Source organism: Bacillus sp. 2205SS5-2 (assembly GCF_037024155.1).
Lineage (GTDB): Bacteria > Bacillota > Bacilli > Bacillales > Bacillaceae_K > Bacillus_CI.
In genome coordinates this window covers 31,889-50,668 of the sequence record NZ_JAYKTS010000013.1, presented here as the reverse complement: position 1 = coordinate 50,668, position 18,780 = coordinate 31,889, and the positions used below count along the sequence as shown (strand labels likewise).

The window sequence follows — 18,780 nt, the reverse complement described above, 5'->3', positions numbered from 1 at the left end:
CCCACCCTTCCTCTATTTATTCAGTGGCCACATGAAAACGAATAAATAGATGGAGGGAAATGAAATGAAAACCTATAAACAAAAAATAGAGTTGTACTTTGATTTGAAAGGAACACCTGCTTCTTCTCGAGAATCTTACTCGAGAAGAATACAGAGTTTTATCACTTATTTAAACGGGATCGATCGTTCTGTAGAAGAAATGACCATTGAAGACATTCAACACTATATTCTTCACTTAAAAAGAGACAAGCAACTCTCTCCAGGTACGATTAACAACTATATTTCGGCTATTAAACTCTTCTACACGTTTGTGCTTGAACAAGAATGGAATACGCAAAAGATTCCTCGAATGAAAAGAGAGACGAGTTTTCCCGTCATTCCACCAAAAGAAGAGATCCTTTTCCTCATCGAAAATGTCGAAAATGTGAAGCATAAAGCGATGATTATGCTTCTTTATGGCAGTGGTTTACGAGTAAGCGAGGTGGCTCAATTAAAGATACGTGATATATGTAGTCAAACGATGCGCATTCGTGTCGAAAAAGCCAAACACGATACCAGTCGATACACCATTTTATCGCAGGCAGCTCTGCACGTTCTACGTGAATATTTTAAGAGCTCCTTCGCTTCTATTCCCCTATACACCAAACGACTGGCTATTCCCTGGTCAAAATCAACAAGACCACATAAGTGTGAAAACAATCAAAAATACCTTAATTAAAACTCGAAACCGGTTAGCTTTAGATTCCCGAATTTCAGCTCATACCCTAAGGCACTGTTTTTCTACCCATTCCTTGGAAAATGGGGTTGATCCAGTTTTCATTCAACAAATGTTGGGGCATAAACGACTCCAAACCACCTTAACGTATCTTCATATGACGTCCAAAAGCTTAATGGGCGTGAAGAGTCCACTTGATCCGGACGGAGATTTGGAAGAATGACGACCGTACAAGATATCTTTCAATCCTCTTATCCATCCTATAAAGAAAAATATTCTCCCTCGATGGAACAAGCGAAAGCTGCGAAAGCCCTGATGAGATGCAGAACAGCCGCACTTGGTGGAAATGCCTATGGTTGTGGGGAATGTGGTCATACAGAAGTCCGATATAATTCCTGCCGCAATCGTCACTGCCCTTCCTGCCAAGGAGTGAATAAGGCGGTTTGGGTCGATAAGCGAAAGAAAGATATTCTAAACGCTCCTTACTTCCATGTGGTTTTTACCATGCCCGAACAACTGCATATGATCATCTATCACAATCAAAAATGACTCTATGATTTGATGTATAAATCCGTAGCTGAAACCTTAACGGAACTAGCTCAAGATGAGAAATACTTGGGGGCGCAAATTGGATTTTTCTCCGTTTTGCATACATGGGGACAAAATTTACACTTTCATCCCCATATTCATACCGTCGTCTTAGCTGGAGGGCTTTCTAAACAAAACAAATGGCGAACAACCAGTAAAAAATTCTTTATCCCAGTCAAAGTACTTTCAAAAAAGTTTCGCGGAAAATTTCTCTATTATTTGAAGCAATATCATCAACAAAATGAGCTGAAATTTTATAATGAATCCCAACGATATCAGAACCCGAACCATTTTCAAGAACTCATCGATGAGTGTTACGCACTCAATTGGTATAGCTATACCAAACGAACGTTTTCGGGTCCTTTAGCCGTGGTTGAGTACTTAGGTCGTTGCACCCATCGTATTGCGATTTCCAATCAACGAATGGTATCAACTGAAAAAGAAACCATTACAATCGCCGTAAAAGATTATAAAAAAAACAACCAAAAAAAGAAGGTGACAATGAAAACGAAGGAGTTTATTCGGCGATTTCTTATGCATGTTCTCCCGAAAGGATTTGTGAAGATTCGACATTATGGGTTACTCGCCAACCGAAATAAAAAAACCAAACTCACTCTTTGCCGAAAACTAACCAAAAGCCTTGTCTACCAACCGATTTTTGAAGGATTGAGTACGATTGAAATCGTGAGCCTTCTCTTGAAAAAAGATGTTCTTTTATGTCCGGCCTGTAAAAAAACACAATTGATGAATTCGGCGGCGGAGGGTCCTCCCTGATGTCGCCTGAACTTCATCTCTTTAAAAAGCCTCTTCAGTGGGGAGGGGGAAGTTATATCCAAAAAACCAAAATCAAGCTTTACATCATCAGAAATAGACGAAAAAAAAGACAAAACCAAGAAAAACCAAAGAGGTCAGCCGATTGAATCCCCATAGACCCTAGCCCGCGACTTCCTTCTTCTTTGGCAATCAAAAATTTTGCCGTAAGGAATACCCGATCAACACAACTAGCATTTATCCGCTAGATGTGCCTTTTTCACGCAAAACTTCCGATTGACCCCTCTGAGAACCGTCCCCGTGCTTCCAAGAACCGTCCCCGTGCTTCCATATTAAGTATATGTAAGCCAAGAACGAAACCGCTTTCGTTATCCTACTTTAATTTACCATATTCCCATCCTCATGGTGATTTTATTTTTTGAATTTTTTACGAATAATGATACTGTTTATTTGTGATGAGGTGCCGATTGAGTGGAGAATTAGTTTGAAAGATTTACTAGCATTCCATAGGCGAATAAATAAAATAAACACTGGATAAATTTAGTTAATCAACACATGTGATAAAAAATAATGAATTGAACATTTATTAAGGCTCTTTTCGTATTGATTGTTGCTATAAGAGTCGTTTCTGCTTGAAAATCGTCACTTTTTTCAAACAAACCTTTTTTTATACGAAATGGGCACCGAAATGTAGCTACTTCAAGTATATTAAGCTAATGTGAAAAGCAACAATCTTTGCGAAAACAGCCTTTATTAAATATGATATCCGCACGTTAGTGAGTATTTATTATTTTTTTAAAATGGGGAAACGTAAAGCTAATGTATACACATTTTTTTGGAGAAAGGGTTGTTACTTTGTATACTGGAAAGTTAAGAAAAATAACGTTAGCACTGTTAATATTATATACAATATTAATCTTTTATCTCTTATTTATAGGCTTTAATAGATCTTCTTATTTTGGAAGCCCTAACTTGGCATATAATCTAATACCTAAAGGAATCCCTTTGCACCTGCCAATGGGAAGGGACTTTCAAATATGGTTTTTTGAGTTAGGCAACTTTATCGCTTTTTTACCATTTGGAGTAGTTATACCACTCCTATTTCGGTGTAACTTTATTCGGTTTATCATTTTATTTCTTTTTTCTATTACAGTTTTAGAAACTTTACAAATGTTTCTTCGATTAGGTTCTTTTGATATAGATGATATTCTTGTTAATACATTAGGCGCTGCTGTAGGATTTTGGGCACAGCAATTAGTACAGCATGATCGAAATAAAGTTAATGGAATATTTAGAATTTCCCTAATAGCTTTTCTGATTTCAGTTGGGACTGTGACCATTGTAGGAAACATCAATCATTATTTAGAAAAAGGAAGTGGTGAATTCGAAGCTCTAAATGAACTAACATTAATAAATGGAGATGTACTCTGGGATGAAAGCCTATCTAGTTTTTCCTTAGGACAAAATAAGGTTACGCCACAAATAAACCTATATAGTAGAAAAAATGCAAGAAGGAATGAGTTTTCGTATCTCTTAAATGGGCAATATATTAATTTGTCAGGTTATGTCGCTATACCAGACGATATTATCAATACTGTAGGCAAAGGAAGGAGTGACATCCTTTTTATTGCAGATGGGACAGTAATATATAACATTGGATTATCAGCAAACAGAGGAGAGACCATGCGTGTTTCATTTCAAACTCCATTAGACGGTGCGAATGTGCTTACAATAAAAATTACTAACGATGAGCAAACTCAGCCAATAGATACAATTATGTGGGACATAACTCTTGAAGAACTAAATACAGGACAAAAGATTATAAATAGTATTAAAAATAGATTAAGATCATTGTACTAGCATCGTCATGTTAGAGGTGATATCTTCAGACCTTGATAATATGTCAAACAATGAACCTTCATTCAAGTGCAATGAAATCAAATAAAAAAATGCACAACTATTAATTACGCGTTAAATTGGGTAAATACATGTCATGCATTTCTTTAGAAATCAAGACAGTAAAAATAATTTACTACATTTAATTAGGTTTCCGCATTGATATTACTTTCTTAATAAGAGTAAGTTATGGAGTTTCTGTAGTCTCTGTACATTAGGAATCCCTTATTCCAGATAACTAACTGCCCTAAATCTACATAGAGCGCTTACCATTTATTCAGCAAGCACTGGATTTAACGGAACATGTATTATATGTATATTGATTACAGATTTTCTATAATTCTCATGTTATAGTTGGATTTTCAATACGACTTCCCCCCACATTATTTCACCAGTTTTCATAAAACCAAGTCTCTCATATAGTTTTATTGCATTTAAGTTTTCTGGTACTGCACTTGAATCAATTTCATAAATATGAGCCTTACTGTCCCAAGGCTTCCAAACACTAAAAAAAGGAGTACCTCCCCAAAATGTCGAAATGAGTAAGTAACGGCACCAACTCAAAGACAGGGAAGCACCGGGACGGTTCTCGTGCTTCCTTACCAGTAAATGACAGGCTATTTACCTCTTTTCCATATACATAATTAGTGATCACATCTTAGGGGGAATTTGGGAGACTAAATCAAGGAAAAGTCTTTGAAATAGATCTGGATTTAACCCGTTTAGTCGCCGTGATAGCTGAGAAATACTAATCGAATCGAGGTCGATACCTTTTTGAAGCTGATCATCTAACAGACAATCACTTAATGAATGGAGACTTTCGACTTCATGCAGCTGCGAAAAAAGCAGTAATTTAAGGAATGACTCGGTTGTCAATTTTTTCGTATAGAAATCTAATTTTAAGGTTTTCACGTTTTCTTCAAATAATGAAAGATTTATCGGAGAAATCCGTAGGGTATTTAAGTGCGAATGAGAAGTGAACATAATTTCTCTAGGGGACCCGCACTAAAAATCGTCCCTTTATTTCAAGTTTATTGAATCTTGATACTTGTTTGTAAATTTCTTGTAATTTATTTCGGTTTGATGTAAAGCCAATCCGGATTATTTTCATGTTTTGGCGGTCGCACCCATTAGCATTGCATAAAAATTTTTGAAGTTTGTCAAACGACCAAAATTCCCATATATTTCTTTTTTCTAAATCTTCAGAATCAACGTTCTTTCATTTTTTAAAAAAAAGCTGAGTGGCTATGTTCGGTAGCCCTCATCCACATTTTGTAAATTGTTATTGTTTCGTACGTTTAGAACATCGAATCGTAGGTTAGGGAATCTAAATGAATCACCTTCCCTTCCTCGAATTGCCTTACAATGAACTGAAATTCCTTCTCCCAGTCATACTTTTTTCGACCTTTTGAATCTCTTGTAGGTTTTCGAAAGAGAGAACGAATGAATACTTCTATAGGATCGAAAAGGAGGTCCTGAAGGGTTGTTTTGATATCAAGTAGTGGACCCTCATGGTGTAATTTCAATTGCAATAAAACTTGTAAGCAATACGTAATTAAAGCGATCCAAATTTGAGTATAAACGGCATTTTGACTCTTTCCATAGAACGTTTTGATTTTCAGATGTTGTTTCATCCACTTAAAAAAGGTCTCTATTTTCCAACGATAACGATACAAATTACCTACTTCTTTAGCCGATAATTCGAAACAGTTGGTTAAGAGGATGATTTCGTTTTCTTCGCTATCTTTGGTGCGAATAAGACGCAAGGAATTTTGCATTTTCGTGTCATTTTGAACATCACCTAAATAAACTTCTTGATCTTGAAAAATATGATTTTCTGGATCAGGCACACGTTCATTCAGCACTTCAACCTTGGCATTTTTCTTTAATCGGGTAATGAATCGAATACCATGATCACAAAGACGATCATACTGTTTATAATCATTGTACCCTCGATCAAATAATTGAATGGCGTCGGAATCGATTTCGATTAGTTCCTCCATTTGTGATCGATCGGAGTGTGTCGCAGGTAATAAAACAGCCTTATCCGGAACGGTGAGTTCTTTCGTTACGACCACGCGTAAATGGAGTCGAACCCCTGCCTTTGTCTTCTGGTAAGTTGCCCAAGGGTATTCACTAAAACTCATGGTCATCGTAGAGGAATCAATCACATGAAGGCGACCAATATCACGAAAAATAGGATGGTTTTTATTAACCTTTCCTTGGATCTTAAAGACAAGATGATGAAAAACCTTTTCAAACGAATCAGGAGAAAGAGAACCCTGCTTTCGAGAAAGTTGAGAAGCACCTATGGTGTCAATCTCAATAAAAAGTTGAAGTTCTTTCTTGTTTTTTGCCTTTTTCGCCAAACGATTTAAACTTCTCAATTCATTCAATTGGGCAATAACAAAGAGTTGAAAAAATCTATAGGCAGTTAACTTTTTGACATAGCGATCAACATCCGGCACGTTAATAATCTGTAAAAATTTCTTTTCGCTTAAAACATTTACTAGTTCATTTATTGTGGATTTTGTGGTATTCTTATCCATGGATTTCTCCTTATAATTAGGGATTTGGATGAGAACTACCAACCCTAATTATAAGGGGTTTTTTTTATGTCCATAAAGACTTTAAAATCCCATAAATAACAATAAAATACATTTATCTTTTTAAACCCAAAGTCTTGACAAATATCAAATCAATTAATTCAACACTAATGGGTCGCACCTTATATAGGTGTGTGGATTGAAATTGGTTATCGTTGCCAAAGAAAGAATGGATGTTAAGTCGCACCTTGTATAATCGGGTAGGCACCAAAGCAAACCTGCGAAATGTTAATTTTACTATCATTATTTAAGTAGGTGAAAACATGAAATCATCTAAGTGACATGTCAGAAACTTCCATACAATAGATTGGTTGAATGTTTTAGCAGATAGAAATATAGATTGTCTAAAAGGGTATGCTCATGCAAGGTGCAGCCGAACGCGATAGTGAAGATTTTATATGTTTTAAGGAGCTTTATGATAAAAAGTATTTTTTAACAACGAATCGTGGACTATATTACGAAACCTATAAACGCTTAATAGCTACTGCAATAACAAAAGAGATATGACATATTTGGTGCCTAGTCACTATCCTAAAAAGCTTGTTTACAGCAATTTTTCACGGTTAGATTTGAAGCCCTCTATGCTTTGGTGAAGAGGCTTTTTGGGTGCGCCTGGTATGTGAGCCCTCTGTCCCGATTAAAAAATTTTTTAATCATGGTTGTATATATCCTTCAAGAGCTCAACATTAAATGGCAAAAACCGACCAAATCAGACAAAAGGTTTGGTATAATAGAATCATTAAATAGCAAATTATTCCTAAGTTTGTTATTTTTACTGAAGGAAAGGGGGCTGTTTATTTGAAATACTGTGCAGAATGTGGTGCACCTCTGGAAAATGAACAGGCTTTTTGTCAAGCTTGTGGAACGAAGGGAGCTGAAAAAATACAACCAAGGAGGCCTATGTCTAAAAAGAAGAAGGTTTCCTTAGCAATTTTCGGAGTGTTAGTGATAGGTTTGGTTACTTCACACTTGATTGTATCCTCGATATTGAATCCATTAAAAACGGTTCAAGCAATGGACAGAGCTGTGGCTGATAATAATAGTGCATTATTTATGGAAAATGTAGAATTAGATGAGAATGCACTTATCGACCATGATCAATATCTTTCCTATATTAAGAACGCTAATTGGGAAAATGTAAGGCCACAATTGGTCGCCATTATGCAAAGTGATACTGAGTTAGATTCAATTGTAGTAGATTCATATAATAATGATTTGTTTAAGGTGAAAAAGAATTCTATTCTTGGTCTTTATAATACATATGAAATTCATGCAATACCCAATAAGATCAGGCTATCTACCAATCTGGAATCTACTTTCAGAATTAATGATGTCTCTGTAGACGTCAAGAGTGTTGAAAACCCAGTCGAACTTACAGAAGCCTATCCTGGTACTTATTCAGTAAGTGGTGAGACAACTAGTTTATTTGGTACTTTACATATTTCTGAAGAGATTCAAGTGAATAATAATAGTAATCATATATCTGATATTGAGTTGAATTTTCCTACAGAAGAGTATCATATTGCGACTAAATATCCTGGCGCCACTCTTTTTGTAAATGGGGAAAGTACAGATAAGACACTGGAGGAGCTTGTTGTATTAGGACCGTTCCCTAAGGATAAAGAAGTCACCTTGCATGCAGAGTGGACAGGCGATGATGGTGAAACGTTAATATCTGATCAAATTACACAAAATGACCAGAAGTGGGGAAGTCTCTCTTTTAGCTTCGAAGAAAAAGATTCGCAGGCTGTTGTTGATCAAAATGACAGTGGAAATACCGAAGAGAGATATTCTGAAGAGAATCAGCATGTTCTAGATTTCCGCAGTGCCTATGAAAAGGCACTAAACGCCAAGAATTTCGAATTGGTTGCTGATTATTTATTACCGGGAAGCGAAGCAGAAGAAGAACTTATAGACTATATAGGAGATCTTCAAGATAAAGAGTACTCATATGAATTCACTGAAAATAGTATTACAGAGTCAAAAAATGTGAAAGAAGATACCTTCGAAATTTCCACATTGGAAATTTTCGTTTTTACCAATCACTTGGGTGAGAAAACAGTATATCAGAAAGAAAAAATATATACGCTCATGGATTCGGATTACGGGTACAAAATTGAGAAAATCGACATCAAGGATACAGAAAGAAATCAACTTTAATGGAGGGGAATAATTAGATGTTACTTACATGTACTAAATGCTTCCACCAGCAGGAATCTGGGAAATTTTGCGGAAAGTGTGGCACGGCACTTACTTTGAAAAATGAAAACGAAACGCCACAGTCTGCTCAAGAAGAGGTTGCCGCAACGACTTACAATAATCAACAATCAAAGCAGATGAGTAATAACTTAAAAAAAGCCAAAGAAGGTGTTTCTAGGTATGGGAGTTTTGTAGTGGACGTTCTGAAACGACCTTCAGCAGCTTTGACAGGACATGACAGGAATTTTGTGAACGGATTGATTACAATTGCTGTATTCATCTTGGCATTTTCATTAAGCCTATATTTTTTAATGAATAAGATATTTAAAAGCGTGATGGGTGGATTTGGAAACTTCTTTGGGGAAGCAATGGCGCCCCAATCACTGCCTGCCTTTGACATTGTTTCACAGTTATTCATATTTTCGCTATTATTTATAGCCGGGGCGATGTTAAGTGCGTTCGCTGCCATTAAATTAATGTCTGATTCAATGACTTTTAAAGAAATGATTGGGAATTTCGGAAGTGTCATCATTCCATTTACTTCATTAAATGTTTTAGCCATCATTATGGGGTTAACAGGTTCCATTCAAATCACACTTCTTTTAATAGGGATTTCATTAATTTTCACAGTCATAGTAATGCCAGCCCTGGTTGTTTATGATCGGGCAATGAAGAGCGGTAAGCAGGTGAATTCAATCTATTTGAGTGTTGGAGCGTCTACTCTCTCCCTCTTGATTACGTACTTTATTTTCCAAACAAGCGTGTTGGGGTTCATCGAGGAGATTAGAAATATGTTGGAAATGTTCTAGGTTTGGAACAAATAGAGGATTATCTCTACTAGCAACAAGACAATTGATGTGTTTAAAACAAAAAGAGTGGGCCACTGCTTTCACTATCGTCTCCTTCTTTTAGGGACAGGTTCCTTGTCGTACCCATTTTTTGCAACAACTAGAAAGTCAAAACAAACAGAATCTTTGTATCAAGCGGAACACTCCTGATTTAGTTCCGCGGGACAAAGGTGGTACCTTCCCCTCTGACAGCTAAACAGGTGTTGTTTTTAAAACCAAAAAGAGTGAGTCACAGCTTTCATTAGTGACTCACTCTTTTTGTTGGATGAGACATGAGAGGCAATATTCTCGCGAAGAAAGAATATGCCTACTCCACTGGTACACTCGGAACACCAACGAAAACCATCACGTATTCTTACGATTCAAATTGGAAAGAAAAGCTAGAGGCGTATAATGGTTGAGTATAACTTACGACTCTATCGGTACTCCGATCTCCATTACCGGTCATACGTTCAAGTGGGAAAACGGAGACCAACATTCTAAAATGACAACACCAGACCATTCATTAAGCTTTAAGTATAATGAAGATGGCTACCGAACAGGAAAAGTGGTGGGTGGAGCCAAATCAACTTTTCAGCTTGATGAGGATAAAGTGATTTTTGAAACGAATGGCACCGATGAAATCCATTACACGTACAGCTCATCTGGCTCACCCATCAGTAGAATTAGAACGGTGAAGAATACTTCTATATTCGGAACATTCATAAGGATATTATTGGTTTGATTGACCGAGATGGAAATCAGGTGGTTTCTTATCAATAGGATGCCGGGGGAAACCAGATAGTGAATCCAATTGATACTTCTGGGGTCAATCTGGGAGAGAAGAATCCTTATCGTTATCGTGGGTATCGTTATGTTCATAAAATGCAGCTGTACTATTTGAATGCGAGATATTATCTCCCTGAGTGGGGACGTATGTTGAATGCGGATTCCTAAGGTGGTTCAACCGGTGAATTATTGAGTCATAATGGTCAGATTAGCTATGATTACGTCCACAAAATATTACCATTGTTCGCCCAAAAATTAAATAAGCAACTCCAACATATTTAGTGAGTGACAGACGGGACTGATTCACTTTTCCTTTAGCCAGTTCCAATTTTATTTGAAGGATACTTTTTTACTGTAAGAGAAGACAGCGAGGGAAATGATCAGAGCCCTTGGTTGAATGAAGTATGTCTCAAGAAGAATCAATCAAGTATTTGATTATTTTACAAGGAGATATGAGACGAATGTGACTGGAAGCAATTCTTGGTTGCGGTATGGACACGTCAAGCAGAATCAAATAATATCCAACCATTAATTTTTGTACTTTAGGTCACTAGTGTTGCATTAATTTAATGTAAATATTTAAAATACTCACAATCTTCAATTTGATTATTTTATGCAAAGAAAAAGTCCTTTATAATGGATAAAGTCAGGTGGTAACCCGTCCCAATCCACTAAAAAGGACCAAAATCATGGACAAGATTACACGAAAAACTTCATTTGGGCAATGGTTTTCTCCGATAAATTTTCAATCATTTGAAAAAGATGTGAAAACCATGCAATATAACCGTTATACTAAAAAACTAACTATGGATTCATTTCTAAAACTTATGCTTTTTGCACAAGTAAAACAATCTGATAGCCTTTACGATTTGAGGGATGCTCTAATTGATGACGACTTTCAGCAAGGCGTCAACATAGAGTCCATCAGGGAAGCACCAGGGGAAGCACCGGGACGGTTCTCATGCTTCCTTACCAGTAAATGACAGGATATTCACCTCTTTTCCACCTACATAATTAGTGATCACATCTTAGGGTGAGCTCACTAATTATGTAGGTGACATTTTTGAATGGTTCATTATCGAAAGGTTTTGGAATTACATGATGAGGGGAAGCTCCGTGTGTATCCGTCAAGTAGAATTAAACAGTTTCCTTGTTCTATATCGGAGACCAAGTTTCTTGGACGCCGATATAGCAGGCAGCATTCCTTCAACAGGCTGAATGCCTCTATCCAGCGATAGAGCACCGATAAAAGCATCGTCTTCAGAGATCTTCACATGGATTTCCTTCATACTTAGGAGCACCCCGAGAGCCATCGGCAGATCAAACAACGGTCCGTTTTTCTTTTGCTCAGCTGGAGATAGATTAATGATGATCTTTTGGTCGGTAAGGGAGTGCTTCATGGAATGAAGCGCCGCCGCTGCTCTCTCCTTCGATTCTTTGACGGAAGCATCGGGCAAACCTACAATCACTATGTACTCCTTCCCTTCCATAGCTTGCACTTCCACCTTGACGCGATATCCTTCAAGGTATTTAAGACTAATACTGGAAATTTTGGCAGACAAGAATTTCACTCTATCGTTTTATGTTCTTTTTATATTCAATGAAACTTCTATAACTTTCTGCAAAAGGCTCTTGAAAGTAGGGTTGCGTTTTAGATGGGTGGATAAGGGGATTATCAATGTGGCTATATAGGAAGGGTAGCTACTCCAGGGATAATGGACCAGATTCTTCACCATCTTCTCCTCCAGAGGATTAGGGTGGATATATCTGCTGACTTTGAGAAAAGAGTGGCTCGATTCAATCAACTCCGATCCATATATTCCTTGAAAAAGGTGGCCGCCCGTATGCAAACATCGATTAAGGTAAATGGCATATCGTGAGTGGAGTTCTTTCATAATGTCTTTGATGTGATGCTGGGTGGTTTCAATTTGAAGGTGTATATGGTTAGTCATCAAACAGTAGGAATGCAATACAAAAGGGCACATTTCGCGGACATCTTCGAGGATCGCTAAATACATGAGGTAATCTTCCTCCCTGTGAAAAAGGGCAATTTGCCGGTTTCCCCGGGCTGTAATATGATTTATAGCACCAGGATACCAAACTCTTTTCTTCCTTGACATAAACTCCTCCTATTATTTCTTCTACCAGGAAGATACGTCCCTTAAATTAATATATACTCAATCAAACCAACACGCCAAAGCACCAAAATAAGAACTTCACTTTAATACTTTAAAGTACTTGAGTGATACCCGCTATCAATACCCAAAAATACCACCTATATAATTAGTGAGCTCACCCTAAGATGTGATCACTAATTATATAGGTGGAAAAGAGGTGAAAAGCCTGTCATTTACTGGAAAAGAAGCGTGAGAACCGTCCCGGTGCTTCCCTATTCGGTTCTAACAGGAATTATACAATAGGAATCGAGGCTTTGGGTAGGATGCTGCAAGGGTTCAATTAAATGATATAATAGAGGAGAAATTTGCGATCTGCCCACTACTAAATTAGCGAAAAAATTTTATATCTAGTTAATATCAATAGTAGTTTTCATTCCTTGTTTTTTGGATGAAAAGGGAATACCGTTCTTAGTGTACTCGTCTAAAAAATAAGGAGGGAACGAAATGAATTTTAATATTAGTGAAGCTATGGAAATTTTGGAACGTACACCTCAATCATTAAAGTATTTGTTAAGCGGATTATCGGAAGAATGGCTGGAAACAAATGAGGGTGAAGGCACATGGACAGTCATAGAAGTCATCGATCACTTAATAGAAGCTGAAAAAACGAACTGGATTCCAAGGATTGAAATGATTCTTAATGAGGATTCTGACAGTGTTTTCCCTCCATTTGATCGATTTAGTCACCTGAAGGATCATCTTGAAAGTACCTTGGAGCAGAAATTCATGAAATTTAAAGCTCTTCGAAAGCGGAATCTACAGGTTCTGAAAGAATTAATCGATCAAGAGATAAATTTTGAACACAGGGCCATCCATCCGGCTTTGGGTGTGGTGACATTAAGAGAATTGCTTTCTACGTGGGTGGTCCATGATTTAACACATACGTCACAAATTGTACGCGTTATGGCAATGAGGTACAGTGATGATGTGGGTCCGTGGAAAGAGTATCTTCGTATTTTAAAGTAAGGCTGTTCTTGTTTAATTTTGTAACAAAAAGCGTCTAAACATGATAGAAAAAGGTTCCATAGTCTATTAATAAAAGGCTGTTTTCGCAAAGATTGTGGCTTTTCGAATTAGCTCTCAATTCGTGATGAAAATTGACTTCGGGCATCTTTTCGCATCATTTTTAACACGGAATGAGGAATGAAATTAGTGTTTCCATCCTTTTTTGTATGCTACAGCAACAAAGTATGCGAAAAGAGCCTAATAAAAGGATAAATATGCTGATCCGAAAAGAAACAATTCACTAAGAAAACACCCTAGCGAAATGAGGTGGGAATGTGCGGACCTCCATAAGAGATTTTATGAAAGAAGATTGGGATATAGTCAAACATATATACGCATTAGGGATCGCCACCGGAAATGCGACGTTTGAACATAGCGTACCAACCTACGAAAAATGGATTTCCAGTGGAGTTCCCAGCTGTATCCTTGTTGCTTGCCGTGAAAAGGAAGTAATTGGCTGGTGCAAATTAACGCAAACATCGAATCGATATGTTTATAGAGGTGTAGGGGAAGTAAGCGTTTATGTTCATCCAAGTGAGTCGGGGAAGGGAATAGGGGATATCTTATTGAAAGAACTTATTAAAAGGTCCGAAAACAATGGGTTTTGGACCTTAACCGCAGGTATCTTCCCTGAAAACGTGTCAAGTATCCGCCTACATAAGAAGCATGGTTTTGAAGAATTAGGTATTCGGAAAAAAATAGGAAAAATGCAAAACGGAACATGGAGAGACGTATTACAACTAGAAAGAAGATGTGAAATGTAATCGCCTTGTAGATGGATTGTTTCATTCTTGATGGGTCCTCCTCCAGTCGTTTTAACGGAATAATAGTATGGTCAAAGGGGTGCCGGCGGGACAGTTATTCGGGCTCCTTTTCATAATGGAGAGATAGGCTTGTCCCTGCCAACTCATTGAAAGAGCCATCACTCAAACTTAATGAGTAGTGGCTTTATTATTTTTTGTACTCGAGCCAAGGGGTTCCTTGGTTTCCTTATCTTATGATGGTGTTTTTTCTTTTTGGAAAGAATGTTAAAATTAAGCATCTTGAATTCACATCTTACCTATAAGTCAGGAGATAGTCTATGATTGCTCGTATTTTTTTCTTTTTCATTCTTTTTCTTTTTTTGCTAACAGCTGTTTTTAATAAAGGCCTATTTTTTGATCATGACTTTTATTCTGTTCAGCTTATTATATTTATTGTATTCATCATTACTTATATCTACTTCGCTCTCCAAAAAAAGCTAACTCTGTACAGGTATCACTTTCTTATCCTCCTTTTACCAATTGTGTTGGCGTTATCTTCTTTTCAAGCAGTTACGCCACTAGGAGCCATTCATGAACTGTTAAGATGGACTGCTTATAGTTGCTTCTTTATGTTAGTTTCTCTTTATTCGGAAAATATGGGAAAACAATCGCTTGCCTATATTCTGACAGGAACGGGTTTTATCCTTGCGATTGCATCTCTCGCGGGGTATTTTGACATTTTCCCGCTTCAAGATGGAGTGGTAGCGGGAAGACTCGCTGGTCCGCTTCAATATCCAAACACATGTGCAGTGCTCCTTGGTATGCTCCTTCTATTTCAACTCTCCCTATTAGTGGGAAATGTTCAGACGAAAGCAAACGCTTTGTATCATGGGTATCCAATCATAGCGCTATTCACTTCGCTTCTTTTCACAGAATCCAAAGGCGTGTTGTTACTTTTGCCGGTTGCTTGGTACGTAGGACTGCTGTTATTAAAGGTGGAACAGAGACCTTTATATTTATTTTATTCTGTTCTCTCTCTTATATTTAGTAGTGGCTTGTATTTCGTTACGAGCCCAATCATATTCTTTATTGGACTCCTTTCCTTTAGTGGTATTTATGTGTGGATTGTGCTGAAAAAGGAACAACTATCTAAAGGAAGAAAAGCGTTTGAGCGAATTTCTCCAAAAAAGAGCGTCGCATGCTTGCTTTATCTTTTTTTACCTCTTTTATTTATCCTTTTTCTTCTGGATATCGCATTCCAGGGATTGGTCTATTCTATGCTCCCGATTACTATCTCCTTGGATACATTTACGGAAAGATTAATTATCGCAAGAGATGCTTTAGTTGCAAGTAAAGATGCCTTTTGGCTAGGGTATGGGGGAAGTGGATGGAGTGTTATTTATACTAAATATCAGTCCCTGCCCTATCAAACAAACTCAATACACAACGGCTATATGGAATGGTTGATTAATACAGGAATAGTTGGCTTTCTTCTTTTTATTGGTGTGTTCGGTTTTTATTTTTATAAACTCTTTCAGTCGAGAAAAAAAGATAGTGAAGAGATGCGATTAGGTGTCATTGTGGCGCTATTGTTAGTATTTCTGCATAGCGTGATTGATTTTAACTTTTCGTTTGGTGTCATATGGTTTTACGTTTTACTTCTTTTTGCGATGGGACTTCCTCTAGAGACTAATGTGATTAATAAACGAAGCTTTTTACGAATAGCGTTGCTTTTTCAAGCTGTGGTCGTGCTTATAGGTCTAATGTATTCTTACCGGTTTATGAAATCGAACGAAGTATACCAACAAGTGTCCACCGTAAAAAATATAGCTATGCAAGAAGAGTATGTTCAGACTGCCATTGAAAACAATCCCTATGATATTGAGAAGTGGAACACACTCGGAAAATTACGAGTAAAACAATCCACTGAGATAAACCCCTCGATAGTAAATGTAATAGAAGAAATGAATAACCTAGAACCGTATTCGGCACAGGTTCATTTCTATTCGATTCAACTACTAGAAGCGATAGGGAGGCTAGAAGAAGCCAGTATTATTGCTAAGCAGGGGATTTCTTCAGATAGATATAGTACGGTGTTAAGGAACAAGGAGTTGCAATTGAAAACCGATCTGGCAGTGTATTTGCATCAGGCGGGGAAAGGGGAAGAAGCTAAACTTAAGGCTAATGAAGCTTTATCCTCATATATTCTATATGAACAAGAAGTAAAAAACGTTAAGGAAAAGTTGCCAAATACACATTTTAATAGCCGTCAGTTTGACATCACGAGGTCGGCCCAATTCTCTGCGGCTCTTTCTGCATACTTGATAAAAAAAGATGAGAAAGTATTGGATCTATTGGGTGAGATACGAAAGAACCAGCAAGATGTACAGAACAATTCAGAAGCTGCTTTGGCGTATGTAACTAATCAATCACTAGGAAATCATGAAGCAGCAAAATCTATTTGGGATGCGTATGAAATCAATGCGCAATTCGTCTCGTTAGTGGAAGAACTGAAACTAATTAGAAATTAATGGATTTCTTGAAATTACCTATTAATAGAAAATGAATATGGTATAATAATACTCGGAAAATCGCAAATTTTATCAAAAAAATAGGTGTAAATACTTATGGGTATCTACCTAATCACAAAGGAGAATTGGATGAGAAACAAAAAAATTATTGGTTTTATGCTTGCACTTATTTTAATCATATCCGTGAGTGTACCAACACTTGCAGCTGGACTATTTGAGGATGACAACTTAGAAAAAACTGTTCGAGATTACTTAGGGAATCTTGAAGAAGACGAAGTAATTACGAAGGAGATGTTAACTGATCTATATACACTTAGAAAAACGGAATCAGATAACAAGATTAAAAGTCTTTCGGGATTGGAACACGCAACCAACTTATCAAATATTTACCTCCCAGGAAATAAGATTTCCGATTTAAGTCCTATTCGTGATCTAGAATACTTGTATGGAATTGGATTTCCAGATAACAACATTACAGATATCTCTGCGCTAGCTAACTGGAGCCCACCCTTAATTGGTAGTCTTAGCTTAAGAGGTAACGAGATTTCAGATATTTCTCCGCTATCGTCCATAACAGTAACAGGTCAGGTATACCTGGATTTTTATAATAATCAATTAGAAGATATTACGCCATTAAAAAATATAACGAAAATTTCACGAATCAATGCAGGTAATAATCGAATTAGCGATATCTCTGGTTTGCAAAATAAACCATTGCTACAAGTGGTAACATTAGAAGATAATTTGATCACTGACATATCACCGTTAAGTCAATTAGCGCAACAAGATTTTACACAATTGAGGTTGGCAAATAACTATATTAGTGACATTACAGCGTTAAAAGATATTAAAGATGGATCTATTTTCTTAAAGGGCAACCCACTAAACCGAGAAGCGGAAGGGATTATTAATACGTTAACCAATAGAGGTGTTTACGTGGAATACGATCCGATTGACTCTCGTCATGTATCTCGTACGTACGGGGGAACTCGTTATGACACCGCAGCTCAAATCGCTCAGTCTGGATGGGATTCTTCTGACAATGTTGTAATTACAAAAGGATCGGATTTCCCAGATTCCCTTGCTGGAGCCTCATTAGCATACCAACTAGATGCACCAATCTTATTAACACAAAGTAACAAACTAAATGATTCTGCTAAGAACGAAATCACTCGTTTAAACGCGAAGAAAGCGATTATATTAGGCGGAACAAGTGCAATTTCCCCTCAAGTCCAAGAAGACTTAAGAGCCATGGGATTAGAAACAGAGCGAATTGCAGGTGCTAGTCGATATGAGACTGCCGTTAACATCGCGAAAAAATTAGAAGGTAATGCAGATACGGCTATCTTAACATATGGGTATAACTTCCCGGATGCCCTTGCGGTGGCACCGTATGCGGCACAAAACAGCGTGCCGATTTTGTTAACGAACAAAAATAATATTCGAGCTGAAACAAAAGAATTACTAAAGAATTACTCTAATATCATTGTCATTGGCGGTACGAGTGCAATCAGTGATGAAGCGATTAAAGGATTACCCAATGTTACACGAATTGGTGGTGCAAACCGCTTCGACACAACTGCACAAATCATCCAAACGTTAAATATGAACTCCACGAAAGCATTTGTGGCGAATGGAAGAGGATTTGCAGATGCCTTAACTGGATCTGTATTAGCAGCAAAACAAAATGCTCCATTATTATTAGTGGAACAAAATAAAGTTCCGACTGAGATTCTACGTCTAATGCATGATCAAAAAATGACGGACTTAGTTATTTTTGGTGGTACAAACGCGGTTAATTCAACTGTATTCGACACGATTGAAAATTAATTCAAAGGGGCCGGGGGGACAGTTCCTCTGGCTCCTTTTCATAATGGGGAGATAGGTCGACAGATAGCTTGTCCTTGCCAACTCATTGTAAGAGCCAAGGGGG

The 18,780-nt window shown here is 37.3% G+C and carries 15 protein-coding genes and 3 pseudogenes; 14 read left to right on the top strand and 4 right to left on the bottom strand.

Going from position 1 to position 18,780, the window contains the following annotated elements:
* The first annotated feature begins 64 nt into the window (after positions 1-64).
* From U8D43_RS10555 to U8D43_RS10540, 4 genes and pseudogenes are all read left to right on the top strand, one after another.
* Positions 65-718 carry a tyrosine-type recombinase/integrase gene (locus U8D43_RS10555; RefSeq protein WP_335871145.1) on the top strand — a complete coding sequence of 218 codons (654 nt, stop codon included), beginning with the start codon at positions 65-67 and terminating at the stop codon, positions 716-718.
* Entirely contained in the window at positions 600-938 is a 339-nt protein-coding gene (locus tag U8D43_RS20980) for a tyrosine-type recombinase/integrase (RefSeq protein ID WP_442893594.1), read from the top strand. Before U8D43_RS10555 ends, U8D43_RS20980 begins: the two co-directional genes overlap by 119 nt.
* A pseudogene (locus U8D43_RS10545) lies at positions 935-2,077 on the top strand (IS91 family transposase). The gene U8D43_RS20980 and the pseudogene U8D43_RS10545 overlap by 4 nt, the downstream one beginning before the upstream one ends.
* 816 nt (positions 2,078-2,893) lie before the next feature.
* The gene (locus tag U8D43_RS10540; RefSeq protein WP_335871142.1) at positions 2,894-3,934 is read left to right on the top strand and encodes a VanZ family protein; all 1,041 of its coding nucleotides are present in this window, start codon (positions 2,894-2,896) and stop codon (positions 3,932-3,934) included.
* Positions 3,935-4,627: 693 nt separating this feature from the next.
* Here the strand turns inward: U8D43_RS10540 and U8D43_RS10535 are convergent.
* Positions 4,628-4,954, bottom strand: a pseudogene (locus U8D43_RS10535) (DUF4372 domain-containing protein); the annotation flags it as partial.
* Between the two features lie 314 nt (positions 4,955-5,268).
* Positions 5,269-6,519, bottom strand: coding sequence for an IS4 family transposase (locus tag U8D43_RS10530; RefSeq protein ID WP_335871141.1), 1,251 nt, complete (start codon positions 6,517-6,519; stop codon positions 5,269-5,271).
* 855 nt (positions 6,520-7,374) lie between these two features.
* Here U8D43_RS10530 and U8D43_RS10525 point away from each other — a divergent pair.
* The 6 genes and pseudogenes from U8D43_RS10525 to U8D43_RS10500 all read left to right on the top strand — a co-directional run.
* Positions 7,375-8,736 (top strand): TcaA NTF2-like domain-containing protein, encoded by a 1,362-nt coding sequence (locus U8D43_RS10525; protein WP_335871140.1) that lies wholly within the window; start codon positions 7,375-7,377, stop codon positions 8,734-8,736.
* A 17-nt stretch (positions 8,737-8,753) separates the two neighbouring features.
* A complete protein-coding gene (locus U8D43_RS10520) occupies positions 8,754-9,584 on the top strand; it encodes a DUF6574 domain-containing protein (protein WP_335871139.1) in 831 nt (276 codons plus the stop codon).
* Between the two features lie 311 nt (positions 9,585-9,895).
* Positions 9,896-10,024, top strand: coding sequence for a hypothetical protein (locus tag U8D43_RS10515; RefSeq protein WP_335871138.1), 129 nt, complete (start codon positions 9,896-9,898; stop codon positions 10,022-10,024).
* Positions 10,021-10,347: a hypothetical protein gene (locus U8D43_RS10510; RefSeq protein WP_335871137.1), complete on the top strand. Its 327-nt coding sequence runs from the start codon at positions 10,021-10,023 to the stop codon at positions 10,345-10,347. The genes U8D43_RS10515 and U8D43_RS10510 overlap by 4 nt, the downstream gene beginning before the upstream one ends.
* A 59-nt stretch (positions 10,348-10,406) precedes the next feature.
* Entirely contained in the window at positions 10,407-10,559 is a 153-nt protein-coding gene (locus U8D43_RS10505; RefSeq protein WP_335871136.1) for an RHS repeat-associated core domain-containing protein, read from the top strand.
* A gap of 521 nt (positions 10,560-11,080) precedes the next feature.
* Positions 11,081-11,317, top strand: a pseudogene (locus U8D43_RS10500) (DUF4372 domain-containing protein); the annotation flags it as partial.
* 201 nt (positions 11,318-11,518) lie between these two features.
* On the opposite strand, the gene U8D43_RS10495 reads toward U8D43_RS10500, so the two are convergent.
* Both U8D43_RS10495 and U8D43_RS10490 read right to left on the bottom strand, forming a co-directional pair.
* The gene (locus U8D43_RS10495; RefSeq protein WP_335871135.1) at positions 11,519-11,896 is read right to left on the bottom strand and encodes a magnesium chelatase domain-containing protein; all 378 of its coding nucleotides are present in this window, start codon (positions 11,894-11,896) and stop codon (positions 11,519-11,521) included.
* A 75-nt stretch (positions 11,897-11,971) separates the two neighbouring features.
* Entirely contained in the window at positions 11,972-12,409 is a 438-nt protein-coding gene (locus U8D43_RS10490) for a transposase (RefSeq protein ID WP_335871204.1), read from the bottom strand.
* 603 nt (positions 12,410-13,012) lie between these two features.
* Between U8D43_RS10490 and U8D43_RS10485 the strand changes: the two genes are divergently transcribed.
* The 4 genes from U8D43_RS10485 (at position 13,013) to U8D43_RS10470 (ending at position 18,677) form a co-directional block, all read left to right on the top strand.
* On the top strand, positions 13,013-13,534 hold the full coding sequence (locus U8D43_RS10485; RefSeq protein WP_335871134.1) for a DinB family protein: 522 nt from the start codon (positions 13,013-13,015) through the stop codon (positions 13,532-13,534).
* 314 nt (positions 13,535-13,848) lie between these two features.
* Positions 13,849-14,337, top strand: a complete 489-nt coding sequence (locus U8D43_RS10480) for a GNAT family N-acetyltransferase (RefSeq protein ID WP_442893593.1) — start codon at positions 13,849-13,851, stop codon at positions 14,335-14,337.
* 317 nt (positions 14,338-14,654) lie between these two features.
* Positions 14,655-16,847 (top strand): O-antigen ligase family protein, encoded by a 2,193-nt coding sequence (locus U8D43_RS10475; RefSeq protein ID WP_335871133.1) that lies wholly within the window; start codon positions 14,655-14,657, stop codon positions 16,845-16,847.
* Positions 16,848-16,976: 129 nt separating this feature from the next.
* The gene (locus U8D43_RS10470) at positions 16,977-18,677 is read left to right on the top strand and encodes a cell wall-binding repeat-containing protein (protein ID WP_335871132.1); all 1,701 of its coding nucleotides are present in this window, start codon (positions 16,977-16,979) and stop codon (positions 18,675-18,677) included.
* Positions 18,678-18,780 lie beyond the last annotated feature (103 nt).